The organism is Flagellimonas algarum (genome assembly GCF_040513375.1).
Classification (GTDB): Bacteria; Bacteroidota; Bacteroidia; order Flavobacteriales; family Flavobacteriaceae; genus Flagellimonas_B; species Flagellimonas_B algarum.
Map to the genome: position 1 here is coordinate 61,993 of NZ_JBEVTG010000004.1, position 24,169 is coordinate 86,161.

At 47.1% G+C, this 24,169-nt stretch carries 21 protein-coding genes and 5 tRNA genes; 25 read left to right on the forward strand and 1 reads right to left on the reverse strand.

Features of this window, described 5'->3' with window-relative positions; translation table 11 throughout:
- Positions 1 to 41 precede the first annotated feature (41 nt).
- The 24 genes from ABV409_RS15945 to ABV409_RS16060 all read left to right on the forward strand — a co-directional run bounded on the left by ABV409_RS15945 (position 42) and on the right by ABV409_RS16060 (position 21,480).
- Positions 42 to 1,325: a DUF2851 family protein gene (locus ABV409_RS15945; RefSeq protein ID WP_353878626.1), complete on the forward strand. Its 1,284-nt coding sequence runs from the start codon at positions 42 to 44 to the stop codon at positions 1,323 to 1,325.
- Between the two features lie 8 nt (positions 1,326 to 1,333).
- Positions 1,334 to 1,561 (forward strand): PspC domain-containing protein, encoded by a 228-nt coding sequence (locus ABV409_RS15950; protein ID WP_353878627.1) that lies wholly within the window; start codon positions 1,334 to 1,336, stop codon positions 1,559 to 1,561.
- 2 nt (positions 1,562 to 1,563) lie between these two features.
- On the forward strand, positions 1,564 to 2,571 hold the full coding sequence (locus tag ABV409_RS15955) for a potassium channel family protein (protein WP_353878648.1): 1,008 nt from the start codon (positions 1,564 to 1,566) through the stop codon (positions 2,569 to 2,571).
- 84 nt (positions 2,572 to 2,655) lie between these two features.
- Positions 2,656 to 4,254, forward strand: coding sequence for an alanine/glycine:cation symporter family protein (locus ABV409_RS15960; RefSeq protein ID WP_353878649.1), 1,599 nt, complete (start codon positions 2,656 to 2,658; stop codon positions 4,252 to 4,254).
- A 10-nt stretch (positions 4,255 to 4,264) separates the two neighbouring features.
- Complete coding sequence (locus tag ABV409_RS15965) at positions 4,265 to 5,119, forward strand: ComEA family DNA-binding protein (RefSeq protein ID WP_353878628.1); 855 nt, start codon at positions 4,265 to 4,267, stop codon at positions 5,117 to 5,119.
- A 34-nt stretch (positions 5,120 to 5,153) separates the two neighbouring features.
- The gene (locus ABV409_RS15970; RefSeq protein WP_353878650.1) at positions 5,154 to 6,293 is read left to right on the forward strand and encodes an acyl-CoA dehydrogenase family protein; all 1,140 of its coding nucleotides are present in this window, start codon (positions 5,154 to 5,156) and stop codon (positions 6,291 to 6,293) included.
- Between the two features lie 68 nt (positions 6,294 to 6,361).
- The gene (rpsU, locus tag ABV409_RS15975) at positions 6,362 to 6,556 is read left to right on the forward strand and encodes a 30S ribosomal protein S21 (RefSeq protein WP_353878629.1); all 195 of its coding nucleotides are present in this window, start codon (positions 6,362 to 6,364) and stop codon (positions 6,554 to 6,556) included.
- A gap of 95 nt (positions 6,557 to 6,651) precedes the next feature.
- A complete protein-coding gene (locus ABV409_RS15980) occupies positions 6,652 to 7,542 on the forward strand; it encodes a tyrosine-type recombinase/integrase (protein ID WP_353878630.1) in 891 nt (296 codons plus the stop codon).
- 62 nt (positions 7,543 to 7,604) lie between these two features.
- Complete coding sequence (hpf, locus tag ABV409_RS15985) at positions 7,605 to 7,907, forward strand: ribosome hibernation-promoting factor, HPF/YfiA family (RefSeq protein WP_353878631.1); 303 nt, start codon at positions 7,605 to 7,607, stop codon at positions 7,905 to 7,907.
- 101 nt (positions 7,908 to 8,008) lie between these two features.
- A tRNA-Thr gene (locus ABV409_RS15990) sits at positions 8,009 to 8,082 on the forward strand.
- Between the two features lie 22 nt (positions 8,083 to 8,104).
- Positions 8,105 to 8,187: transfer RNA gene (locus tag ABV409_RS15995), tRNA-Tyr, on the forward strand.
- A gap of 74 nt (positions 8,188 to 8,261) precedes the next feature.
- Positions 8,262 to 8,334: transfer RNA gene (locus ABV409_RS16000), tRNA-Gly, on the forward strand.
- A gap of 68 nt (positions 8,335 to 8,402) precedes the next feature.
- Positions 8,403 to 8,474, forward strand: a tRNA-Thr gene (locus tag ABV409_RS16005).
- Positions 8,475 to 8,521: 47 nt separating this feature from the next.
- Entirely contained in the window at positions 8,522 to 9,709 is a 1,188-nt protein-coding gene (tuf, locus tag ABV409_RS16010) for an elongation factor Tu (protein WP_353878632.1), read from the forward strand.
- Between the two features lie 69 nt (positions 9,710 to 9,778).
- A tRNA-Trp gene (locus tag ABV409_RS16015) sits at positions 9,779 to 9,854 on the forward strand.
- An 18-nt stretch (positions 9,855 to 9,872) separates the two neighbouring features.
- Entirely contained in the window at positions 9,873 to 10,061 is a 189-nt protein-coding gene (gene secE / locus ABV409_RS16020; RefSeq protein ID WP_353878633.1) for a preprotein translocase subunit SecE, read from the forward strand.
- A 3-nt stretch (positions 10,062 to 10,064) separates the two neighbouring features.
- Positions 10,065 to 10,616, forward strand: coding sequence for a transcription termination/antitermination protein NusG (gene nusG, locus ABV409_RS16025; protein WP_353878634.1), 552 nt, complete (start codon positions 10,065 to 10,067; stop codon positions 10,614 to 10,616).
- 68 nt (positions 10,617 to 10,684) lie between these two features.
- On the forward strand, positions 10,685 to 11,122 hold the full coding sequence (gene rplK, locus ABV409_RS16030) for a 50S ribosomal protein L11 (RefSeq protein ID WP_353878635.1): 438 nt from the start codon (positions 10,685 to 10,687) through the stop codon (positions 11,120 to 11,122).
- A gap of 20 nt (positions 11,123 to 11,142) precedes the next feature.
- Positions 11,143 to 11,832: a 50S ribosomal protein L1 gene (gene rplA, locus ABV409_RS16035; RefSeq protein ID WP_353878636.1), complete on the forward strand. Its 690-nt coding sequence runs from the start codon at positions 11,143 to 11,145 to the stop codon at positions 11,830 to 11,832.
- Positions 11,833 to 11,857: 25 nt separating this feature from the next.
- Positions 11,858 to 12,373, forward strand: a complete 516-nt coding sequence (rplJ, locus tag ABV409_RS16040; RefSeq protein ID WP_353878637.1) for a 50S ribosomal protein L10 — start codon at positions 11,858 to 11,860, stop codon at positions 12,371 to 12,373.
- 54 nt (positions 12,374 to 12,427) lie between these two features.
- On the forward strand, positions 12,428 to 12,811 hold the full coding sequence (gene rplL / locus ABV409_RS16045) for a 50S ribosomal protein L7/L12 (RefSeq protein WP_353878638.1): 384 nt from the start codon (positions 12,428 to 12,430) through the stop codon (positions 12,809 to 12,811).
- Between the two features lie 130 nt (positions 12,812 to 12,941).
- The gene (gene rpoB / locus ABV409_RS16050) at positions 12,942 to 16,751 is read left to right on the forward strand and encodes a DNA-directed RNA polymerase subunit beta (protein WP_353878639.1); all 3,810 of its coding nucleotides are present in this window, start codon (positions 12,942 to 12,944) and stop codon (positions 16,749 to 16,751) included.
- 60 nt (positions 16,752 to 16,811) lie between these two features.
- The gene (gene rpoC, locus ABV409_RS16055) at positions 16,812 to 21,110 is read left to right on the forward strand and encodes a DNA-directed RNA polymerase subunit beta' (RefSeq protein WP_353878640.1); all 4,299 of its coding nucleotides are present in this window, start codon (positions 16,812 to 16,814) and stop codon (positions 21,108 to 21,110) included.
- Between the two features lie 61 nt (positions 21,111 to 21,171).
- Positions 21,172 to 21,480 carry a DUF3467 domain-containing protein gene (locus tag ABV409_RS16060; RefSeq protein ID WP_353878641.1) on the forward strand — a complete coding sequence of 103 codons (309 nt, stop codon included), beginning with the start codon at positions 21,172 to 21,174 and terminating at the stop codon, positions 21,478 to 21,480.
- 14 nt (positions 21,481 to 21,494) lie between these two features.
- Here the strand turns inward: ABV409_RS16060 and ABV409_RS16065 are convergent, their stop codons facing one another.
- Complete coding sequence (locus tag ABV409_RS16065; RefSeq protein ID WP_353878642.1) at positions 21,495 to 23,081, reverse strand: peptide chain release factor 3; 1,587 nt, start codon at positions 23,079 to 23,081, stop codon at positions 21,495 to 21,497.
- 374 nt (positions 23,082 to 23,455) lie between these two features.
- Between ABV409_RS16065 and ABV409_RS16070 the strand changes: the two genes are divergently transcribed.
- On the forward strand, positions 23,456 to 24,169 hold a 714-nt coding region (locus ABV409_RS16070; RefSeq protein WP_353878643.1), incomplete at its 3' end, for a hypothetical protein.

Below are 24,169 nucleotides of genomic sequence, written 5' to 3' on the forward strand. Positions count from 1 at the left end.
TTTATTTTGGTCTTTTGACGTAATCGAATCGAGATGCCACCATGAAAGAAGCGCTACTCCATTATGTATGGGCTTCCCATCGTATTCCCAAGAAGGAACTGTTCACTACCGAAAACGAGGTGTTGGAAATCCGCAATACGGGTCAGCACAATCATGCCAGTGGTCCTGATTTTTTCAATGCCCGGGTAAGCATCGATGGTCAGGAATGGGGTGGAAACGTGGAAATTCATCGAAATGCTTCCGATTGGTATGCCCACGGCCATGAAAAAGATCCCAACTATGATAATGTGGTCCTGCATGTCGTCTGGGTTGATGACGTCGCCATATTCCGACGTGATGGCAGCCGCATCCCGACGCTGGAATTAAAGCGATTCGTGGGATCCGATCTGTTATCGCGTTATCAAAGGGTTTTCGAAAACCAACAGGTTCGGTTCATTCCCTGTGAACGTAATCTGAAAGCCGTTCCCCATGATGTGGTGTCGATATGGCAACAGCGGCTTTATGTCGCCCGCCTTTTAACGAAATCAGAGGAGATCAAAACCTCGATGGAGGCGACCCAAAACCATTGGGAGGCGATTTTGTTCCGTTCCTTGATGAAAGGGTTCGGTCTGAATAAGAACGGGGGGGCTTTTAAGGCCCTTGCCGAACATCTTGATTTTTCACTGATCAAGAAGTTGTTCCATCGTCCCTTTTCTTTGGAAACGCTGTTGTTCGGTTTGGCCGGGTTTTTGGAAAATGAAAAGGCGCATGATCCTTATTTTTTAAAACAGGTAGCCCATTACCGCTTTTTGAAGAACACCTATGGTATACGGCCTTATCTTGGTCCACGACCTGAGTTCTTTGGATTGCGACCCGCCAACTTTCCCACCATACGCTTGGCACAGTTGGTACAGCTCTATGCCCTTCGGTCCGATTTGTTCCAAAAGGTGATGCGAATGAACAACCTAAACGATTTTTACGACTTGTTTCGGGTGTCGGTATCCGACTATTGGAAAACCCACTACACTTTTGGCAAGCTTTCGGCCAAAAGGAACAAGCAGGTTTCTAAAACCACCGTCCATTTGTTGATCGGCAATACCATAGTACCCCTGAAGTTGATGTATGCCCAATCTAGGGGAAACGATATCTCTGAAGAGGTAATTGGGTTAATGCGGACCTTACCTCGGGAAAAGAACGGTATTCTCGATCAATTCGAAACCATTGGGCTTTCGGCTAGCAACGCCTTCGAAAGCCAGGCGAATTTGGGCCTTTACCATGACTACTGTTCCAAAGGGCGGTGTTTGCAATGCAGCATCGGAATTCATTTACTAGGAAGAAAACGCTAATTTTGGGTATGCGATGGTTTTATGATCTACTCTATTATTTGCAGAAACGCGGTTTTGAAGTGTGTGAGCGCATTGCCGAACGGTTCGGGATCCGGGCTAGGGTAGTGCGAACTACCTTCATCTATTTGACGTTTGCCACCCTGGGTTTCGGTTTTGCACTTTATTTGTTTATCGCATTTTGGCTGCGCATCAAGGATTTGATTTATACTAAACGGACTTCCGTATTCGATTTATGACCATACTGAGACTTTTCCGATCTAAAATTGCCTTGGCCTTGACCCTCATGGTCATGGTTTTTTTGATCGGGGTAGTGGGTTATCGGCTAGTGGCTGATTTTTCGTGGGTCGAGGCGGTGTATATGACCATTATTACGGTAACGACGGTCGGTTTTTCAGAAGTGCGCCCACTTGATGCCGATGCCCAAGTGTTTACCATATTCTTGATCGTCAGCAGCGTTTTTATTTTCGGTTTCGCCATTTCGGTGGTCACCGAGTATTTATTGGGTAGAAACTCCCTACAGAATTTAAAGCAGAAAAAGGTGAAAAAAGCAATTGAAAACCTCAGTGAACATGTGGTGGTCTGTGGCTATGGCCGGAATGGCCGACAAGCGGCCGAAAAACTGAATGCCTACAAAAAACCGTTTGTAGTGATCGAGAAGAACAAAGAGATCATTGAAAAGAACGAAGACGAGGTGCTTTTTATCGAAGGGGATGCCAATGAAGATGAAGTCTTACTCGCCGCGGGTATCGATAGGGCCAACTTTTTGATCACTGCGGTACCGGATGATGCAGCCAACCTTTTTGTGGTTTTATCGGCTAGGCAATTGAATAAAGACCTGTTTATCATTAGCCGTGCTTCGCAGGTGACCTCACAACACAAGTTGATGTTGGCCGGGGCCGACAAGGTCATCATGCCCGACAAGATCGGGGGTGATCATATGGCCTCTTTGGTAGTCATGCCCGATTTGGTCACCTTCATTAATAAGTTGTCTACCGAAGTAGATAGTACCACTAACTTGGAAGAGGTTGAAATCGAGGATTTTCAAGATCAGGTCGACTGCAGTTCGATACGGGATCTGGATTTGAGAAGGCGCACTGGCTGTACCATTATCGGCTATATCGAACCGAACGGCAACTACATTATCAACCCTGAGGCCAACCAGCAACTGGAGCCCAAAAGTAAGGTCATCGTACTGGGGCGACCCGAACAAATCCAAAAGCTGAACCAGATGTTCAAAATCGGTTAGTTTAACTTTTTCAATTTTGATTCTGAAGTTTTTTTTTAGGATATTGTCAGCTTTACAAGTAACCAAACTAACTAAAACCATATGATGAAGTACAGACTTCTTAGTGCGATGGCCCTGTTTTTACCGTTGTTCGCAAATGCCCAGGAAGTGGGCTTGGACCAACAGATCGATCAGGCCTTCCAACCGGTTTCCGATTTTTTCAATAAGGTCATTTTCTTCGAAATCATGGGCACGCCCTTTGTTTTGATCCTCTTGGTAGGGAGCGCTTTGTTTTTTACCCTCTATTTCGGTTTTCCGAACATCCGCCATTTCTGGACGGCCATAAACGTCGTTCGAGGCAAATATGATGATCTTGAGGTGGCTGCAGGACCTGGGGTAGAAAAAGCGGAGGTCAATATCGTTGACGGTGATTTACCCGATACGATCCGTGACGAAAGCAAAGAGGGGGAAGTGAGCCATTTCCAGGCGCTGGCGACCGCAGTATCCGGAACGGTAGGAAACGGGAATATCGCTGGGGTAGCCTTAGCGATCGCCCTTGGCGGACCCGGAGCTACGTTTTGGATGATCGTTTGTGGACTCTTGGGGATGTCGACCAAGTTCGTCGAATGTACCTTAGGCGTGCAATACCGCGATGTAGATGAGAACGGCACCGTATATGGCGGCCCAATGTACTATATCAGTCGTGGTCTGAAGGACAAAGGGTTCAAGACCCTTGGCAAAATCGCTGCGGCCCTATTCGCGGTCTTCTGTATCGGAGGATCTTTTGGGGGTGGCAACGCCGCGCAATCAAACCAGGCTACCATTGTTATCAAAGAATTATTCGGATGGGACAGTACCGCAGCTGGTGCCATAGTAGGTGTGGTTTTGGCCGTTTTGGTGGCCATCATCATTATCGGGGGGATCAAAAGGATCGCTTCGGTGACCGAAAAAGTAGTACCCTTTATGGCGGTCATGTATATTGTCTGCTGTCTATACATCATCTTAAGCAATTTCTCATTGATCGACGATGCGATCGGCTTGATCGTTTCAGAAGCTTTCAATCCAACGGCCATGGGTGTCGGTGGTGTGATCGGTGTTTTGTTGGTCGGTTTCCGTAGAGCGGCCTTTTCCAACGAAGCCGGTGCCGGTTCTGCTTCGATCGCGCACTCTGCGGTAAAAACGAAATATTCGGCTTCAGAAGGCTTGGTGGCCTTGTTGGAACCTTTTATCGATACGGTAGTGATCTGCACCATGACGGCCTTGGTCATCGTGATCTTCAACTTCGGTGGGTTCTTCGATTACGGAGGAGACGGTTCTGGAGCCGTCCTTATCGATGGCATTGCCTATGAAGGCGCGGGGATCACTTCGAAAGCCTTTGGGGCATACATTCCATTCTCGAATATTTTCTTGACCATTGCGGTAGTGTTGTTCGCCGTTTCGACCATGATCTCATGGTCTTATTATGGTTTGCAATCATGGAAGTATCTGTTTGGACGCGGAAAGAAAACCGATTTGGCATACAAACTTTTGTTCTGTGTGTTCGTCGTTATCGGTGCGGCCGCCAGTATGGATTCGATCTGGGCCTTTTCGGATGCCATGATCTTTGCCATGGTATTCCCCAACATGGTCGGATTGTATTTCTTGTTCCCGGTCGTGAAAAAACAATTGAACCGCTATATGGAAGCCATTAAGGCCAGCAAATAAGAACGGACATTTGAAACGTTTAAGACCTCATTTCAATCTCGACAAAAGGGAACGGAATGGGGTCTTTTTTTTGTTGCTGCTTTTGTTCCTTGTCCAAGGGGTTTGGTTTGGTACCCGGTCCAAACCCAAACAAAGCGATCATTCCCTCTTGTATCTCGATACGGTTGCACAAGCCCGATACGACAGCCTGTCTGTATTGCGTTTCAAACAGCGGGAGCCCTATCGTTTGAATCCGAATTTCTTGACCGATGCGAAAGGCTATGCGCTCGGCATTCCCGTTACGGCCATGGATAAACTCCTTGCATTCCGGAAAACAGGTGGTTTTGTAAATTCCCTCGAGGGGTTCCAAGCGCTTACCGGGGTTTCCGATGAGTTGTTGGAAACCTTAGCGGTGCACTTCAGGTTTCCGGAGTTTACCTCTAAAAACCCAAGACGGAAAGGCAAAGCTTCAAGGTCGGAAAAAATAGTGCCTTCCGATCTAAACCTTGCGACCCCAGAGGCTTTGACCAGCATCCGGGGAATTGGAAAGGTTTTGTCGCAGCGCATCGTAAAGTACCGTGAATTATTGGGTGGATTTTTGGTCAATGCACAGTTGTATGAAGTGTATGGTCTTGAACCCGAGGTGGTCGAACGATGCCTTGCCAGGTATCAGGTATTGCAAGCGCCCCAAATCGAAAAAATACCACTTAATGAAGCAACAGTGAAAGAACTTTCCCGTTTGGTATATATCGACTATGGGTTGGCCCGTCGTATGGTCGCCTACCGTCAAGCGCGGGGACGCATCGGATCTTTCGAAGAATTGTTTGATCTTGAAGGGTTTCCGGTAAACAAAATCGACATAATTCAATTATATTTGTCCCTTTAAAATGCCTGAAATGATTACGGATACCTTATCCACTATTAACTTCGATTATTCAGAGACCCAAAAGATGGTCGCGGAATCCGCCAAGGAATTCGCAGAGCAGTACATCCGTCCGTTCGTGATGGAGTGGGACGAGGCCCAGACCTTTCCGGTCGAGGTCTTTAAAAAAGCCGGTGAAATGGGCTTTATGGGAGTGCTGGTTCCCGAATCCCTAGGGGGGTCCGGACTGGGATACCATGAATACGTCGCCATTATTGAAGAAATTTCAAAGGTCGATCCGTCGATAGGCCTTTCCGTAGCCGCACACAATTCGCTATGTACCAATCACATCCTTTCTTTCGGCAACGAAGAACAGCGACAACGCTGGGTACCCAAATTGGCGACAGCCGAATGGATCGGTGCTTGGGGGCTTACCGAACATAATACCGGTTCTGATGCAGGGGGTATGAACACCACCGCCGTTAAAGATGGGGATCATTGGATCCTGAATGGGGCTAAAAATTTTATCACCCACGGTAAATCAGGCGACATCGCGGTCGTAATAGCCAGGACGGGTGAGAAGGGTGACAGCCACGGCATGACCGCTTTTGCCATTGAAAAAGGTACTCCTGGGTTTTCAAGCGGTAAGAAAGAGGATAAATTGGGGATGCGGGCCAGTGAGACCGCTGAGTTGATTTTTTCCGATTGCCGGATCTCTGACGATAATCGTTTGGGAGCGGTCGGGGATGGCTTTATCCAATCCATGAAAATTTTGGACGGTGGTCGGATTTCCATTGGTGCCCTTTCCTTGGGTATCGCCAAAGGGGCTTATTCGGCAGCTTTGAAATATGCCAAGGAACGCGTACAGTTTGGAAAACCGATCAGTGCGTTTCAAGGGGTTTCCTTTAAGTTGGCCGATATGGCTACCGAAATCGAAGCTTCGGAGCTGTTGTTGCACAAGGCGGCCTTTTTGAAGAATCAAGGAAGAAAAGTGACCACCATGGGGGCGATGTCGAAGATGTATGCCTCAGAGGTCTGTGTCAAGGTAGCCAACGATGCCGTTCAAATTCACGGCGGATATGGATATACCAAAGATTTTCCGGTCGAGAAGTTTTACCGGGATAGCAAGTTGTGCACCATTGGTGAAGGCACGACCGAAATACAGAAAGTAGTGATTTCAAAAAATATTTTGAAGTAATGCTTTCATTGCGAAACTAGATTTGTATATTTGCACACCAAAATTTTAAAGAAAGGAGGTTGTAGTCCATGTTAATTATACCAGTAAAAGAAGGAGAGAACATCGATAGGGCCCTGAAGCGGTTCAAACGTAAATTTGATAAAACAGGTACGATGCGTCAGTTGCGAAGCCGACAGCAATTCACCAAACCTTCTGTGAAGCGACGTGCCGAAATCCAAAAAGCACAGTACATCCAACACTTGAGGGACGGAGAGGAAATCTAGTCCCCTAGCGTTCAATCATAAAATCAAAGCCTTGCTATCGCAAGGCTTTTTTTATGGCTACAAGTGTTCCATTGCCTTTTATGTACCTTTGAATCATGGATTTGGATGCCTTTATTGCCTACTTGCAGCATGAGAAAAACTATTCGATGCATACGGTCAAGGCCTACAAAGGTGATTTAGACGCCTTTATGGCCTTTGGCCTTGATAAGTTCCAGCTGAAGGATGCCACTGAGATCAACTACCCCATGATCCGCAGCTGGGTAGTCGAATTGGTCGGACAAGGAACCACCAACCGGTCGATCAACCGAAAGATAGCTTCTTTAAAAGCCTATTTTAAGTTTCTTTTGGCCATAGGCACCCTGACTGCCGACCCTTTGGCCAAACACAAAGCCTTAAAGACCAAAAAGCAGGTGCAGGTGCCTTTTTCCGAAGCGGAGCTTAAGCAAGTGTTGGAGCAGCTCCCTTTCGAAGCCTCGTTCGAAGGCAAGCGTGACAGGGCGATGATCGAGTTGCTCTATGCAACAGGTATGCGAAGGGCCGAATTGATCGCCCTTAAGATGACAGACATCGATATGGAAAGACAAATGGTCAAGGTATTGGGCAAACGGAACAAAGAGCGCATCATACCGGTTTTGGACACCACGAAAATGACTTTGAAGGAGTATCTGGATGCGCGCGAACTACTGCCCGAAATCGCTGATCCAAGCTATTTGTTTTTAACCAAAACGGGTCACAAAATCTATGAAACACTTGTTTATAGGGTTATAAATAAGTATTTTAGTATGGTCTCCCCCAAGGCAAAAAGGAGTCCGCATATCGTTAGACACACCTTCGCGACCCATTTGCTCAATGAGGGAGCCGACCTGAATACGGTCAAGGAATTACTGGGCCATTCAAGCTTGGCGTCAACACAAGTCTATACCCATAATAGTATTGCCGAGCTAAAAAAAGCACATCTAGCTGCCCATCCTAGGAGTAAGGAATAGACCCTCCTTGCCGAAGTTTAACCCGGTCCGTCCCAAGCGGATCCCAAAAAATTCGAAGTACTATGAAGGTAAACACACAATCCGTAAACTTTGATGCCGATAGGAAGTTGATCGATTTCATCCAAAACCGGATGGACAAGCTCGATCTTTTCTACGATAAGGTGATCAGTTCCGACGTGTATTTGAAGGTTGAGAACACCAGTGCAAAGGAAAATAAGATTGTGGAAATCAAAGTACATGTTCCGCGCGACAAATTCATTGTCAAAAAGCAATGCAAAAGCTTCGAGGAAGCCATCGATTCGGCATGCAGTTCACTCGAACGCAAATTGGTCAAAAAGAAAGAGAAAATGCGGGCTCACGCCTAGTCAAAATTTTTCTCAAATTATTTTGAATACAAAAATAAATCTCTACATTTGCAGTCCGTTAGAAATAACGGGCTTTTTTTGTGTAAAAAAGGGCTGTAAAAGCCGGTATAGCTCAGCTGGCTAGAGCAGCTGATTTGTAATCAGCAGGTCGTGGGTTCGAGTCCCTCTACCGGCTCGTAAAGTGCTAAAATAAAGGCGGGGAGATACTCAAGCGGCCAACGAGGACAGACTGTAAATCTGTTGGTTTTTACCTTCGCAGGTTCGAATCCTGCTCTCCCCACAACACAAAAAACAACGTTCCGTCCTAAAGTGTTAAAATTTAGGGCTTTTAAGTGAAATATTGAAAATAACAATGCGGGAGTAGCTCAGTTGGTAGAGCGTCAGCCTTCCAAGCTGAATGTCGCCGGTTCGAACCCGGTCTCCCGCTCAAAGAAAAGATGTCATTCCTGCGAAGGCAGGAGTCTCGGCAGTAACGTCGAAGATTCAACACTTTACGCCGGTGTAGCTCAGGGGTAGAGCGTTTCCTTGGTAAGGAAGAGGTCACGGGTTCAAATCCCGTCATTGGCTCAAAACGATTTGTACACTAATATAAACTAAGATTAAAATTAATTAAAATGGCAAAGGAAACTTTTGATCGTTCCAAACCGCACCTTAATATCGGTACTATTGGACACGTTGATCATGGTAAAACTACATTGACTGCCGCTATTACTACTGTATTGGCGAACGCAGGGTTGTCTGAACTTAGAAGCTTCGATTCAATTGATAATGCTCCTGAAGAAAAAGAAAGGGGTATTACCATCAATACGTCGCACGTAGAGTACCAGACTCAAAACCGTCACTACGCACACGTTGACTGTCCTGGTCACGCCGATTACGTAAAGAACATGGTTACAGGTGCTGCACAGATGGACGGTGCTATCTTGGTTGTTGCCGCTACTGATGGTCCTATGCCTCAGACTCGTGAGCACATCCTATTGGGTCGTCAGGTCGGTATTCCAAGAATCGTCGTTTTCTTGAACAAAGTCGACATGGTCGATGACGAGGAGTTGTTGGAATTGGTGGAAATGGAAGTAAGGGAGTTGCTTTCTTTCTATGAGTACGATGGTGACAATGGTCCTGTTGTTTCAGGTTCCGCCTTGGGTGCATTGAACGGTGAGCAAAAATGGGTCGATACCGTAATGGAATTGATGGCTGCCGTTGATGAGTGGATCGAGCTTCCAGAAAGGGATGTTGAGAAAGACTTCTTGATGCCTGTAGAAGACGTATTCACCATTACTGGTCGTGGTACCGTTGCTACTGGTCGTATCGAAACTGGAGTTGCCAACACTGGTGATGCCGTCGATATCATCGGTATGGGTGCTGAGAAATTGGCCTCTACCATTACCGGGGTTGAGATGTTCCGTAAGATTTTGGATCGTGGTGAAGCAGGTGATAACGTAGGTATCCTATTGAGAGGTATCGAGAAAAGCGATATCAAAAGAGGTATGGTTATCTGTAAGCCTGGTTCTGTTAAGCCGCACGCCAAATTCAAAGCTGAGGTCTATATCCTTAAGAAAGAAGAAGGTGGTCGTCACACGCCATTCCACAACAACTACCGTCCACAGTTCTACGTTAGGACTACCGACGTAACAGGTAACATCAACTTGCCTGACGGTGTTGAAATGGTAATGCCAGGTGATAACTTGACCATTACAGTTGATTTGATCCAGCCTATCGCTTTGAGCGTAGGACTTCGTTTCGCTATCCGTGAAGGTGGTAGAACCGTAGGTGCCGGTCAGGTTACTGAAATTTTAGATTAATCATTTTATATCATAGTTTACACTAAAAGGTGTTCCGCTTTTGCGGAATACCTTTAAGTGTAATTATAAACGGGTGTAGCTCAGTTGGTAGAGCACTGGTCTCCAAAACCAGGTGTCGGGAGTTCGAGTCTCTCCTCCCGTGCCAGTAAAGAAAAGTAGTGATATGTTGACTTACGTAAAGGAATCTTGGGAAGAATTGAAGAACAATGTGACTTGGTTGAACAGGGAACAGGCATCGAATCTCATGGTTGTGGTAGCGGTCTTCTCCATTTTGTTCGCCTTGGCGACCTGGGGTGTCGATACCGTTTTCAGTAAGTTGATCAAGTTGTACTTTGATAATCTAATCGGTTAGGCCATGTCGGAAGTGTTGGAAAAGAAATGGTATGTAGTCCGAGCGGTCAGTGGTCAAGAAAACAAGATCAAAGGCTATATCGAAAGTGAGGTAGAACGTCATGGTTTTGCCGACTACTTGGAAGAAGTCTTGGTTCCGACCGAAAAGGTCGTTCAGATCCGAAACGGTAAGAAGATCAATAAAGAGCGTACCTACTTTCCTGGTTACATTATGATCAAGGCCAATTTGGGCGGCGAAATGATCCACATTATCCGATCGATTACCAACGTAATCGGGTTTTTGGGTGAGACCAAAGGTGGGGATCCCGTGCCATTGCGCAAGGCGGAGGTCAATAGGATGTTAGGTAAGGTCGATGAGTTGGCGGTCAATACCGACAATGTGGCCATACCGTTCGTCTTGGGCGAAACGGTCAAGGTCATCGACGGACCTTTCAACGGATTCAATGGTTCCGTTGAGAAAATCAATGAAGAAAAGCGTAAGCTCGAGGTTATGGTGAAGATCTTCGGTAGAAAGACCCCATTGGAGTTGAGCTATATGCAAGTAGAAAAAGTTTAAGAAGAGCTGTTACATATATCGAAATTGTGTTGCTTCCACTTGATACAATTTCACATTAATTAGAAACAATGGCAAAAGAAGTAGATAAGGTAGTTAAATTACAAGTTAGGGGAGGTGCCGCGAATCCATCGCCACCGGTCGGACCCGCCTTAGGTGCTGCCGGTGTCAACATCATGGAGTTCTGTAAGCAATTCAATGCCAGGACCCAAGACAAGCAAGGTAAAGTCTTGCCTGTAGTGATCACCGTGTACAAAGACAAATCGTTTGAGTTTGTCGTCAAAACACCTCCGGCGGCCGTGCAATTGATGGAAGCAGCAAAGATCAAGAAAGGATCGGGCGAACCTAACCGTGTGAAATCAGGATCGGTTTCCTGGGATCAAGTCAAGCAGATCGCCGAAGACAAGATGGTCGATTTGAATGCCTTTACCGTCGAGTCGGCAATGAGTATGGTTGCTGGTACGGCGAGATCCATGGGATTGAAAGTCGCTGGTAAAAGACCTTTTTAAGAATCTTAAAGCAATTTCAAATGGCAAGATTGACTAAAAAGCAAAAGGAGGCGAACGCCAAGATAGATAGGAATAAACTGTATTCCTTAGACGAGGCCTCTGCACTAGTTAAAGAAATAACCAACGTAAAATTCGATGCATCGATCGATTTGGCCGTTCGTCTAGGGGTTGACCCGCGAAAAGCCAATCAAATGGTCCGTGGTGTAGTGACCCTGCCCCATGGTACCGGTAAAGATGTAAAGGTTTTGGCCTTGGTGACCCCAGACAAAGAAGCGGAAGCCAAGGAGGCTGGAGCCGATTTCGTCGGGTTGGATGAATATTTGGATAAGATCAAAGGCGGTTGGACCGATGTTGACGTTATCGTCACCATGCCAAGCGTTATGGGGAAATTAGGTCCCCTAGGTCGGATTTTGGGTCCGCGTGGTCTGATGCCAAACCCAAAAACAGGAACGGTAACCATGGAAGTGGGCAAAGCTGTCGCCGATGTTAAAGGAGGTAAAATCGATTTCAAGGTCGACAAGACCGGAATCGTTCACGCCGCTATCGGAAAAGCGTCTTTTTCGGCCGATAAAATCGCCGGAAACGCCAAGGAGCTTATCGATACATTGGTAAAGATGAAGCCTGCCGCCGCCAAAGGGGTGTATATGAAGAGCATCTATTTGAGCAGCACCATGAGTCCTAGCGTTCCATTGGATCCGAAAGCAGTTTAATAACGGATAGTCCAAAATTGAAACAATGACAAGAGAAGAAAAAGCAACTGTAATTGAAGATTTGACTGTCCAATTGGCCGATAATACCAATATTTATCTGGCCGATATCTCTGGCTTGGACGCTGTGTCCACTTCCGATTTGAGAAGGGCATGCTTCAAGGCCAACATTAAATTGGCAGTAGTTAAGAACACCTTGCTTGCAAAAGCAATGGAAGCTTCTGATAAGGAATTCGGGGATCTTCCTGAAGTATTGAAGGGGAATACCTCCTTGATGCTTTCCGAAACAGGAAACGCCCCTGCGAAACTTATCAAGAACTTTAGAAAGAAATCGGATAAGCCCGTATTGAAAGGGGCCTTTATCGAAGAAGCCGTCTATATCGGTGACGAAAACCTTGAGGCACTTGTGAACATCAAGTCCAAAGAGGAGGTCATCGGCGATATCATCGGTCTACTTCAATCTCCGGCGAAAAACGTTATCTCCGGCTTGAAGTCCGGTGGTGGCAAAATCGCGGGTATCCTTAAAACCTTGTCCGAGAAATAATCACGTACGCACTAAATAAATTATAATTTAAGAATTTCATTAAACGATAGAAAAATGGCAGATTTAAAAGATTTTGCAGAACAGTTGGTCAACCTTACCGTAAAAGAGGTGAATGAATTGGCCGACATATTGAAAGAAGAATACGGTATCGAGCCTGCAGCTGCTGCAGTAGCCGTTGCTGGTGGCGGTGCCGCTGCCGGTGGTGGTGAAGACGCTGCTGAGGAGAAAACCGAGTTCGATGTTATTTTGAAAGCGGCCGGTGCTTCGAAATTGGCTGTTGTTAAATTGGTGAAAGAATTGACTGGTCTTGGCTTGAAAGATGCCAAAGAGATCGTTGACAGCGCACCAAAAGCAGTGAAGGAAGCTGTTTCCAAAGATGAAGCTGAAGGTATCAAAAAATCATTGGAAGAAGCAGGAGCGGAAGTTGAGCTTAAATAATAGCATCCATTGATACATTAGGGTTAAGGTCTTTTCCACCATTGGTGGGTTAGACCTTAGCCTGTTTATATAGCAGCATGTTTCGGCGCATGCCACCCCTAGAGAATTCACTATCAAAAATTGTCCATAGATGTTCACAAAACAGACTGAAAGAGTAAATTTTGCATCCGCTAAGAACATACCGGAATACCCGGATTTCTTGGACATTCAGATTAAGTCCTTTCAAGACTTTTTCCAACTTGAGACAAAATCTGACGAAAGAGGCAACGAAGGTTTGTACAATACCTTCATGGAAAACTTTCCGATTACCGATACCAGAAACCAATTCGTACTTGAGTTTTTGGATTATTTCATCGATCCACCACGATATACCATCCAAGAATGTATCGAAAGGGGGTTGACCTATAGCGTTCCGCTCAAGGCACGTTTGAAATTATACTGTACCGATCCAGAGCACGAAGATTTCGAGACCATCGTACAGGATGTGTATTTGGGGACCATTCCTTACATGACCCCAAGCGGTACCTTCGTAATCAATGGTGCCGAACGTGTCGTCGTTTCACAGTTGCACCGTTCCCCTGGGGTTTTCTTCGGTCAATCCTTCCACGCGAACGGGACCAAGCTGTACTCTGCACGGGTCATTCCTTTCAAAGGGTCATGGATCGAATTCGCGACCGATATCAACTCGGTGATGTACGCCTATATCGATCGAAAGAAAAAATTACCGGTGACCACCTTGTTCCGGGCCATTGGCTTCGAACGCGACAAGGACATCTTGGAAATCTTCGACCTTTCTGAGGAAGTCAAGGTTTCCAAAGCCGGATTGAAGAAAGTTTTGGGTCGAAAATTGGCCGCAAGGGTATTGAACACTTGGCATGAGGATTTTGTGGACGAAGATACCGGTGAGGTCGTTTCCATCGAAAGGAACGAGATCATCTTGGATCGTGACACCGTATTGGAAAAAGAACACATCGATGAGATCATCGATGCGGATGTAAAGACGGTGTTGTTGCACAAAGAAAACAATTCACAGTCTGATTACGCGATCATCCACAATACGCTGCAGAAAGACCCGACCAACTCCGAAAAAGAAGCGGTCGAGCACATCTACCGTCAATTGCGTAACGCCGAGCCGCCCGATGAGGAAACCGCAAGGGGTATCATCGATAAGCTCTTCTTCTCTGATCAACGCTATAGCCTTGGAGAAGTAGGACGTTACCGGATGAACAAAAAATTGGGATTGGATATCGGAATGGACAAGGAAGTCTTGACCAAGGAAGATATCATCACCATTATCAAATACTTGATCGAATTGATCAACTCCAAAGCGGAGATCGATGATATCGATCACTTGTCGAACCGCCGTGTTCGTACCGTAGGGGAGCAATTGTCACAGCAGTTCGGTGTCGGTTTGGCCCGTATGGCAAGAACCATCCGTGAGCGTATGAACGTTCGTGATAACGAAGTATTTACCCCGATCGATTTGATCAATGCCAAGACCTTGTCTTCGGTTATCAATTCGTTCTTCGGTACCAACCAGTTGTCGCAGTTCATGGATCAGACCAACCCCTTGGCCGAGATTACGCACAAGCGAAGACTATCGGCATTGGGCCCTGGTGGGTTGTCACGTGAGCGGGCCGGTTTCGAGGTTCGTGACGTACACTACACCCACTATGGAAGATTGTGTCCGATCGAGACCCCTGAAGGTCCGAATATCGGTTTGATTTCTTCCCTTTCGGTATTTGCCAAGGTAAACCCAATGGGCTTCTTGGAAACGCCATACCGCAAGGTGGAATCCGGTAAGGTCGATACGAAGGAATTTACTTATTTGAGCGCAGAGGAAGAAGAAGGAATGAAAATCGCCCAAGCGAACATTCCGTTGAAGAAAGATGGCGCCATCGATAGGGATAAGGTCATTGCTCGTGAAGAAGGCGATTTCCCGGTAGTGGATCCTTCGGAAGTGAATTACACCGACGTCGCACCGAACCAAATCGCATCGATTTCAGCCTCCTTGATCCCATTCTTGGAGCATGATGATGCGAACCGGGCATTGATGGGATCGAACATGATGCGCCAGGCCGTTCCGTTGTTGCGCCCACAGTCACCGATCGTCGGTACCGGATTGGAGCGTCAAGTTGCGACCGATTCAAGGGTATTGATCAATGCAGAGGAAGATGGTGTGGTCGAGTACGTTGATGCTGAAAAGATCACCATCAAATATACCCGAACCGAAGAAGAGAAATTGATCAGTTTCGAAGAAGATTTCAAAACCTACAACCTGATCAAGTTCCGTAAGACGAATCAAGGAACAAGCATCAATCTGAAGCCGATCGTCAGAAAAGGCGATAAGGTCAAGAAAGGACAGGTCCTTTGTGAAGGCTATGCGACCGAAAAAGGCGAATTGGCCTTGGGCCGGAATATGAAGGTGGCCTTCATGCCTTGGAAAGGATACAACTTCGAGGATGCGATCGTGATTTCCGAAAAGGTAGTACGTGAAGATATCTTCACCTCGATCCATATCGATGAATACGCCTTGGAAGTTCGTGATACCAAACTAGGGGCCGAGGAGTTGACCAATGACATCCCCAACGTTTCGGAAGAAGCGACCAAGGATCTCGATGAGTACGGTATGATCCGTATCGGGGCCGAAGTCAAGCCGGGTGATATCTTGATCGGTAAGATCACTCCGAAAGGGGAATCAGATCCAACACCGGAAGAAAAACTCCTTCGCGCCATTTTCGGTGATAAGGCCGGTGATGTGAAAGATGCCTCGCTAAAGGCCTCACCTTCGCTTCGCGGGGTGGTCATCGACAAGAAATTGTTCTCTAGGTCGATCAAGGATAAGCGCAAGCGCTCCGAAGACAAAGAGGCGATCTCGAAATTGGAGATGGAATACGAGGTGAAATTCCAACAACTCAAGGATGTCTTGATCGAGAAACTCTTTGCCATGATCAATGGCAAGACCTCACAAGGGGTGATCAATGACCTTGGGGAGGAAGTATTGCCAAAAGGTAAGAAGTATACGATCAAAATGTTGAACGCGGTCGACGATTTCGCCCACTTGGTAGGCGGAAGCTGGACGACCGATGACGGTACCAACAGCATGGTGGCCGACTTGTTGCACAACTATAAGATCAAATTGAACGACCTTCAAGGAAACTTGCGTCGCGATAAGTTCACGATTTCGGTCGGTGACGAACTGCCGGCAGGGATCATGAAGTTGGCGAAAGTGTATATCGCCAAGAAGCGCAAGCTGAAGGTTGGTGATAAAATGGCAGGCCGCCACGGTAACAAAGGTATCGTAGCGCGTATCGTCAGACAAGAAGATATGCCTTTCTTGGAAGACGGTACCCCGGTCGATATCGTGTTGAACCCACTAGGGGTACCATCACGGATGAACATCGGGCAGATCTATGAGACCGTTCTCGGTTGGGCCGGTCAAAACCTAGGGAAGAAATTCGCCACACCGATTTTCGATGGGGCGACCTTGGATGAGATCAATTCCTTCACCGATGAAGCCGGTGTACCGCGATTCGGCCATACCCACCTATACGACGGTGGTACCGGAGAGCGTTTCGACCAGGCTGCGACGGTAGGGGTGATCTACATGCTGAAATTGGGCCACATGGTCGATGATAAGATGCACGCCAGATCGATCGGACCGTACTCATTGATCACGCAACAGCCACTTGGTGGTAAAGCGCAGTTCGGTGGACAGCGATTCGGTGAGATGGAAGTGTGGGCATTGGAGGCCTATGGGGCGTCTTCTACCCTCCGTGAGATCTTGACCGTGAAATCCGATGACGTGATCGGTAGGGCGAAGACCTACGAATCGATCGTCAAAGGAGAGACCATGCCAGAACCTGGTTTGCCAGAATCTTTCAACGTATTGATGCACGAACTGAAAGGTTTGGGCTTGGATATCCGATTGGAAGAGTAAATTATAGTTGCAAGACTATTTGTAAGAGAACATATTTAACATTTTCATCTTTATAGCATCATGGCTAGATTAAAAGATAATAACACACCAAAAAGGTTCAACCAGATTTCAATTGGCCTTGCCTCTCCTGAAGCCATTCTAGGAGAATCAAGGGGTGAAGTCTTGAAACCTGAAACCATCAATTACCGAACGCACAAACCTGAGCGTGACGGGCTATTCTGCGAGCGTATTTTCGGTCCTGTCAAGGATTACGAATGTGCCTGTGGAAAGTACAAGCGTATCCGTTATCGCGGTATCGTTTGTGATCGTTGTGGTGTGGAAGTGACCGAAAAGAAAGTACGGCGCGATCGTGTAGGTCACATCAACTTGGTCGTTCCGGTGGCCCATATCTGGTATTTCCGTTCGCTTCCGAACAAGATCGGATACCTCCTTGGTCTTCCATCCAAGAAATTGGACATGATCATCTATTACGAACGTTATGTGGTCATCCAACCCGGTATCGCCAAAGGCGCCGAAGGGGAAGAGATCAACAAAATGGATTTCTTGACCGAAGAGGAGTACCTGAACATCATGGAGACCCTTCCGGCCGAGAACCAATACTTGGAAGATTCCGATCCCAACAAGTTCATCGCGAAAATGGGAGCGGAGTGTTTGATCGACCTTTTGGGCCGTATCGATTTGGAGCAGCTTTCTTACGAATTGCGCCACAAAGCGAATACCGAAACTTCAAAACAACGTAAGACCGAAGCCTTGAAGCGACTTCAAGTAGTCGAGGCCTTGCGCGAATCACAAGACAATAGGGAAAACAGGCCCGAGTGGATGATCATGAAGGTCATCCCGGTCATTCCACCGGAATTGCGCCCATTGGTGCCATTGGATGGGGGCCGTTTCGCGACTTCCGATTTGAACGATCTGTACCGAAGGGTGATCATCCGTAACAACCGTTTGAAGCGTTTGATGGAGATCAAGGCACCTGAGGTGATCTTGAGGAACGAAAAGCGGATGTTGCAAGAATCGGTCGATTCATTGTTCGATAATACCAGAAAGGCTTCTGCCGTTAAAACGGAATCGAACCGACCGTTGAAATCACTTTCCGATTCCCTTAAAGGAAAACAAGGACGTTTCCGTCAAAACCTATTGGGGAAACGGGTCGATTACTCGGCACGTTCGGTCATCGTCGTCGGTCCGGAAATGAACCTATACGAATGTGGTCTGCCAAAAGATATGGCCGCCGAGCTCTACAAGCCTTTCGTGATCAGGAAATTGATCGAGAGGGGAATCGTGAAAACGGTGAAATCGGCGAAAAAGATCATCGATAAGAAAGAGCCCGTGGTTTGGGACATCCTTGATAACGTGATCAAGGGCCATCCGGTCTTATTGAACCGGGCCCCCACGCTACACCGATTGGGAATCCAGGCTTTCCAGCCGAAATTGATCGAAGGAAAGGCGATCCGCCTTCACCCATTGGCCTGTACCGCATTCAACGCGGATTTCGATGGGGATCAAATGGCGGTGCACCTTCCATTGGGCCCTGAGGCGATTTTGGAAGCCCAGTTGTTGATGCTCGCTTCACAGAACATTTTGAACCCGGCCAACGGGTCACCGATTACCGTACCCTCGCAAGATATGGTCTTGGGCTTGTACTACATGACCAAGAAACGCGTGTCGACCGAAGAGGTCAAGGTAAAAGGGGAAGGCTTGACGTTCTACTCCCCTGAGGAGGTACAGATCGCCTTCAATGAAAAACAAGTGGAATTGAATGCCGGTATCAAGGTCCGTGTGAAGGATTTCAACGAGGCCGGTGAATTGGTATACCAAATCATCGACACTACCGTCGGTAGGGTATTGTTCAACACCGTGGTGCCGGAAGAAGCCGGTTACATCAACACCGTATTGAACAAAAAGGCGTTGCGGAACATCATCGGCGATATTTTGGCCGTAACCGATGTGCCGCGAACCGCAGCCTTCTTGGATAAGATCAAGACCATGGGGTACCAGTTCGCTTTCAAAGGCGGCTTGTCGTTCAGTTTAGGGGATATCATCATCCCGCAAGAAAAGCACGAAATGATCGCTGACGCCAACGAACAGGTCGATGGGATCATGATGAACTATAACATGGGATTGATCACCAACAACGAACGGTACAACCAGGTCATCGATGTTTGGACATCGACCAATGCCATGTTGACCGAATTGGCCATGAAGCGAATCCGTGAAGACCAACAGGGCTTCAACTCCGTGTACATGATGTTGGATTCCGGTGCAAGGGGTTCGAAAGAACAGATCCGTCAGTTGACCGGTATGCGTGGTTTGATGGCCAAACCGAAAAAATCAACAGCCGGTGGGGGTGAGATCATCGAAAACCCGATCCTTTCGAACTTTAAGGAAGGACTTTCGATCTTGGAATACTTTATTTCGACCCACGGTGCCCGTAAAGGTCTTGCCGATACGGCTTTGAAAACGGCTGATGCAGGTTACTTGACCCGTCGTTTGGTCGATGTATCGCAAGATGTGATCATCAATATCGAAGATTGCGGCACCTTACGTGGTATCGAGGTCCAAGCCTTGAAGAAGAACGAAGAGGTGGTGGAGACCCTTGGAGAGCGAATTTTAGGTCGTGTATCCTTACATGACGTCTACAATCCGTTGAACGAAGAGTTGTTGTTGGCCGCAGGCCAGCACATCACCGAGGCCGAGGTCAAGAAAGTCGAGGCCGCTCCGATCGATAAGATCGAAGTACGCTCGCCATTGACCTGTGAGGCCCCGAAAGGAATCTGTGCCAAGTGTTACGGTCGTAACCTCGCTACCAATAAAATGGTACAACGGGGGGAAGCCGTCGGTGTGGTCGCAGCCCAGTCCATCGGTGAGCCAGGAACCCAGCTGACGCTGCGTACCTTCCACGTTGGGGGTATCGCCGGTAACATTTCTGAAGAAAACCGATTGGAAGCCAAATTCGACGGTGTTGCCGAAATCGAAGATTTGCGCACCGTAGTCGGTGAAGACGGCGAAGGTGGTAAGGCCAATATCGTCATCTCTAGGACTTCGGAAATCAAAGTAGTCGATGAGAAGACCGGTATTACATTGAGTACCAATAACATTCCTTACGGTTCACAACTGTTCATCAAGAACGGCGCCAAGATCAAGAAAGGTGATGTGATTTGTAAATGGGATCCATACAACGGGGTCATCGTTTCCGAATTTACTGGAAAGATCGCCTATGAGAATATTGAGCAAGGGGTGACCTATCAGGTTGAAATCGACGAACAGACCGGTTTCCAAGAAAAGGTAATCTCCGAATCAAGGAACAAGAAGTTGATCCCGACCCTTTTGATCAAAGACGGCAAAGGAGAGACCTTGCGTTCGTACAACCTACCTGTCGGATCGCACATCATGGTCGATGACAATGAGAAGATCAAAGAAGGTAAGACGTTGGTCAAGATCCCAAGAAAATCGGCCAAGGCCGGTGATATTACAGGGGGTCTTCCAAGGGTGACCGAGCTTTTCGAAGCGCGTAACCCATCGAACCCTGCGGTCGTTTCCGAAATCGACGGTGTAGTATCTTTCGGGAAGATCAAAAGAGGTAACCGAGAGATCATCATCGAGTCAAAGTTGGGTGAGATCAAGAAGTATTTGGTGAAATTGTCTAATCAGATCTTGGTTCAGGAGAACGATTACGTTCGTGCCGGTATGCCATTGTCTGACGGTTCGATCACACCTGAGGACATCTTGGCGATCAAAGGACCTTCAGCCGTTCAACAATACTTGGTGAACGAAGTACAGGAAGTATACCGTTTGCAAGGGGTGAAGATCAATGACAAGCACTTTGAAGTGGTCGTTCGCCAGATGATGCGTAAAGTACGTATCCAAGATGCGGGTGATACCATTTTCTTGGAGAACCAATTGGTGCATAAAGACGACTTCATCCGTGAGAACGATGAGATCTACGGAAAGAAAGTAGTCGAAGATGCCGGTGAATCCGATAACTTGAAAGCAGGTCAGATCATTACCGCCCGTGAACTTCGTGATGAAAACTCACTGTTGAAGCGTGCCGACAAGAACCTGGTTACCGCCAGGGATGCGGTGGCTGCTACGGCAACCCCAATCCTTCAAGGGATCACCAGGGCGTCGTTGCAGACCAAGTCGTTCATTTCGGCGGCTTCCTTCCAAGAGACGACCAAAGTATTGAACGAAGCTGCGGTAAGCGGTAAAGTCGATACACTTGAAGGTCTCAAGGAAAATGTGATCGTCGGACACAAAATCCCAGCAGGAACCGGGATGCGTGATTACGACAACATCATTGTGGGCTCGAAAGAAGAGTATGATGAAATCATGGCCCGCAAAGAGGAGTTTAAGTTTTAATACCGAAACATAGTGAAAAGCCCTGACCCTGGTCAGGGCTTTTTTAATGCCTTATATCATCATGTCAGAAGAGAAAAAACAGAAATCGATCAATATCGAACTTGATGAAAAGACCGCTGAAGGAACCTATTCCAACTTGGCGATCATCAACCATTCGGTTTCCGAATTCGTGGTCGACTTCATCAGTATGATGCCCGGTGCCCCTAAAGCCAAGGTGAAGAGCCGCATCGTTTTGACCCCCCAACACGCCAAAAAGTTCTTGAAGGCCTTGAACGACAATGTGAGCCGTTTCGAAAAGGCGCATGGCACGATCAAGGATTACGAGCAACCCCCCATCCCTTTGAATTTCGGCCCTACCGGCGAAGCCTGAACCGAATAGGGTTCCTAGTCGAACTCTGAAGTAAAATGTAGGGTAACCGAAGGGTACTTTTGCTGGGTCATCTGTAATGAAAATGACGAGTCGGCCAAAAAGACCAATTGGCCATGCTTATCGGTAGCCAGGAATTTTTGTTTGACCCGTTTGAATTCCTTGAATTCTTCCTCATTGTCCCCGGACTCGACCCAACAGGCCTTATACACCGGAAAGTTTTCATAGGTGCATTTCGCCCCATATTCATGCTCAAGTCGATATTGAATGACCTCGTATTGGAGGGCCCCAACGGTTCCGATGATTTTCCTGCCATTCAATTCGAGGGTAAAAAGCTGGGCCACACCTTCGTCCATCAACTGATCGATGCCCTTTGCCAACTGTTTCGCTTTCATCGGGTCGGCATTGTTGATATAGCGGAAGTGTTCGGGTGAAAAACTGGGGATGCCCTTATAATTCAATTGCTCCCCTTTGGTGAGCGTGTCTCCGATCTTGAAGTTGCCCGTATCGTGCAGGCCAACGATATCACCGGGATAGGAAACATCAACGATTTCCTTTTTTTCGGCAAAGAAGGCATTCGGACTCGAAAACTTCAATTTTTTGGCATGCCTGACATGCAGGTAAGGCACGTTTCTTTCGAAGGTGCCCGATACGATTTTTATAAAGGCCAGGCGATCCCGGTGTTTGGGATCCATATTCGCGTGGATCTTGAATACGAATCCTGAAAAGTCGGGCTCGTCCGCTTTGACCAAACGCTCTTCAGCCATTTTAGGCCGGGGAGGAGGGGCGATATCGATGAAACAATCCAACAATTCGCGTACCCCGAAATTGTTCAGGGCCGATCCGAAAAATACAGGTTGCTGGGTGCCCTCGAGATAGGCTTGCTTATCGAAATCCGGATAAACGCCTGAAACGAGCTCTAGGTTTTCACGGAGCGATTCGGCGGCATCGTCTCCAATGATCGAATCCAACTTCGGATCGTCTAGATCATCGAAGGCGATCGCATCCTCGATCTGCTGTTTGTTGTTGCCGCTGAAAAGATTGATGTTCTTTTCATAAATATTATAGATTCCCTTGAAGTCGTAGCCCATCCCGATAGGAAAACTCAACGGAACGACCGAAAGCGAAAGTTTCTGCTCGACTTCATCCAAAAGGTCGAAAGCGTCTTTCCCTTCCCGGTCCAATTTGTTGATAAAAACAATGATCGGAATATTGCGCATCCGGCAAACCTCGACCAGTTTTTCGGTTTGTTCCTCAACCCCTTTGGCGACATCGATGACCACGATCACACTGTCGACCGCGGTTAAGGTGCGAAAGGTGTCCTCAGCGAAATCCTTGTGTCCCGGGGTATCCAGGATGTTGATTTTCTTGTCTTTATAAATAAAGGCCAGTACCGAAGTGGCTACTGAGATACCACGTTGGCGTTCGATCTCCATAAAATCACTGGTAGCCGATTTTTTGATCTTATTGCTTTTTACCGCACCTGCCTCTTGGATCGCCCCACCGAAAAGCAATAGCTTTTCCGTTAACGTGGTTTTTCCGGCATCCGGGTGTGAGATAATACCAAAGGTCCTGCGACGCGCGATTTCCGCTTCAAAATCCATCTATTAAAAAAATTTGAGCAAAAATAAGAGATCTTGACCTGTCGTCATCCTTGATTCTTGAAAGGGAAGTTGTTAACAGTATTCCGATTTGTTTTCGGTCGAATAACAACTTTTTCAATTTAGCTGTACTATTTTTCATGTTAATATACCCGGTGAACTGTCAATTCTTGCAAGTGAATGGGAAAGCTGTTCAGAACAGCATTGAAAAGCCGACACTTAATCGATTAAAATGGGATGTTATGTGAATAAAACCTAATTATGCACAGCATGATATCGCCCAAAATATGGATATCTTGCAGTTTTGCGATTGAACCCGAATCGGCAAATTTACCTACGCTTGCCATGGTGATATGTTTAATGAAAAACTATCATTTATGGACAATAGATCAAGTTTTATGAATAGTGGTTCCTGGAGCCTGGGAACACTGGCAGTTTTGATGCTCACTATACTGACTTCATTTACCGTAAATACGAATCAAAAATCCACTGACAAGAGTCAGCCTCTGCCGACGGATACCGCGGCGATACCGATGATGACGGATTGTACACCAGCCAACTTCGTTCGGATCAATCCGATTGAGTTTGGCTTTCCATCCGCGGTATTCGATGGCAGCCTTTCAGCGATCGATGTCGATATCAGTAGTAAATGGGGGTTGCCCGCGGGGAGCGTGTTGATAAGTGTTTCCAACGCAAGTGTAAGGAACAATGGATCTTTTGTGGTCGGTGATGGTTTTCCTATTGAATTTACCTTTTCAGGATCCATTCCGGTCATGGTAAAGGCCGATCATTCCTTTGGCTTGTCGGCGGGTGAACGGGATGGGATCATCGCGCTTGATGGCACCGAATACGACTTCGTGGCCAACATCCCTTCAGGAATCGTTTCCGGAAACACGGGAACCAACTATTTCGTAGAGAACACTATGGCCGATGATATCAATAATGCTGAAAACTACGAGTGGTCGTCGCGTACTGCTGCTACCCGATTACAATTCTATAGTACTGAGGATGATGTCAATCACGGTATCGCCTTGTTCTTGCAACCCATAGTCTGTCCCGATACGGACGGGGACGGTGTTCCCGATGTAGTG

What these genes read in the sequence shown, in the direction of transcription:
- ABV409_RS15945 (WP_353878626.1), top strand. Translation starts at nt 42, where the DNA reads ATGAAAGAAGCGCTACTCCATTATGTATGGGCTTCCCATCGTATTCCC.
- ABV409_RS15950 (WP_353878627.1), top strand. Translation starts at nt 1,334, where the DNA reads ATGCGATGGTTTTATGATCTACTCTATTATTTGCAGAAACGCGGTTTT.
- ABV409_RS15960 (WP_353878649.1), top strand. Translation starts at nt 2,656, where the DNA reads ATGAAGTACAGACTTCTTAGTGCGATGGCCCTGTTTTTACCGTTGTTC.
- rpsU (WP_353878629.1), top strand. Translation starts at nt 6,362, where the DNA reads ATGTTAATTATACCAGTAAAAGAAGGAGAGAACATCGATAGGGCCCTG.
- ABV409_RS15980 (WP_353878630.1), top strand. Translation starts at nt 6,652, where the DNA reads ATGGATTTGGATGCCTTTATTGCCTACTTGCAGCATGAGAAAAACTAT.
- hpf (WP_353878631.1), top strand. Translation starts at nt 7,605, where the DNA reads ATGAAGGTAAACACACAATCCGTAAACTTTGATGCCGATAGGAAGTTG.
- tuf (WP_353878632.1), top strand. Translation starts at nt 8,522, where the DNA reads ATGGCAAAGGAAACTTTTGATCGTTCCAAACCGCACCTTAATATCGGT.
- secE (WP_353878633.1), top strand. Translation starts at nt 9,873, where the DNA reads ATGTTGACTTACGTAAAGGAATCTTGGGAAGAATTGAAGAACAATGTG.
- nusG (WP_353878634.1), top strand. Translation starts at nt 10,065, where the DNA reads ATGTCGGAAGTGTTGGAAAAGAAATGGTATGTAGTCCGAGCGGTCAGT.
- rplK (WP_353878635.1), top strand. Translation starts at nt 10,685, where the DNA reads ATGGCAAAAGAAGTAGATAAGGTAGTTAAATTACAAGTTAGGGGAGGT.
- rplA (WP_353878636.1), top strand. Translation starts at nt 11,143, where the DNA reads ATGGCAAGATTGACTAAAAAGCAAAAGGAGGCGAACGCCAAGATAGAT.
- rplJ (WP_353878637.1), top strand. Translation starts at nt 11,858, where the DNA reads ATGACAAGAGAAGAAAAAGCAACTGTAATTGAAGATTTGACTGTCCAA.
- rplL (WP_353878638.1), top strand. Translation starts at nt 12,428, where the DNA reads ATGGCAGATTTAAAAGATTTTGCAGAACAGTTGGTCAACCTTACCGTA.
- rpoB (WP_353878639.1), top strand. Translation starts at nt 12,942, where the DNA reads ATGTTCACAAAACAGACTGAAAGAGTAAATTTTGCATCCGCTAAGAAC.
- rpoC (WP_353878640.1), top strand. Translation starts at nt 16,812, where the DNA reads ATGGCTAGATTAAAAGATAATAACACACCAAAAAGGTTCAACCAGATT.
- ABV409_RS16060 (WP_353878641.1), top strand. Translation starts at nt 21,172, where the DNA reads ATGTCAGAAGAGAAAAAACAGAAATCGATCAATATCGAACTTGATGAA.
- ABV409_RS16065 (WP_353878642.1), bottom strand. Translation starts at nt 23,081, where the DNA reads ATGGATTTTGAAGCGGAAATCGCGCGTCGCAGGACCTTTGGTATTATC.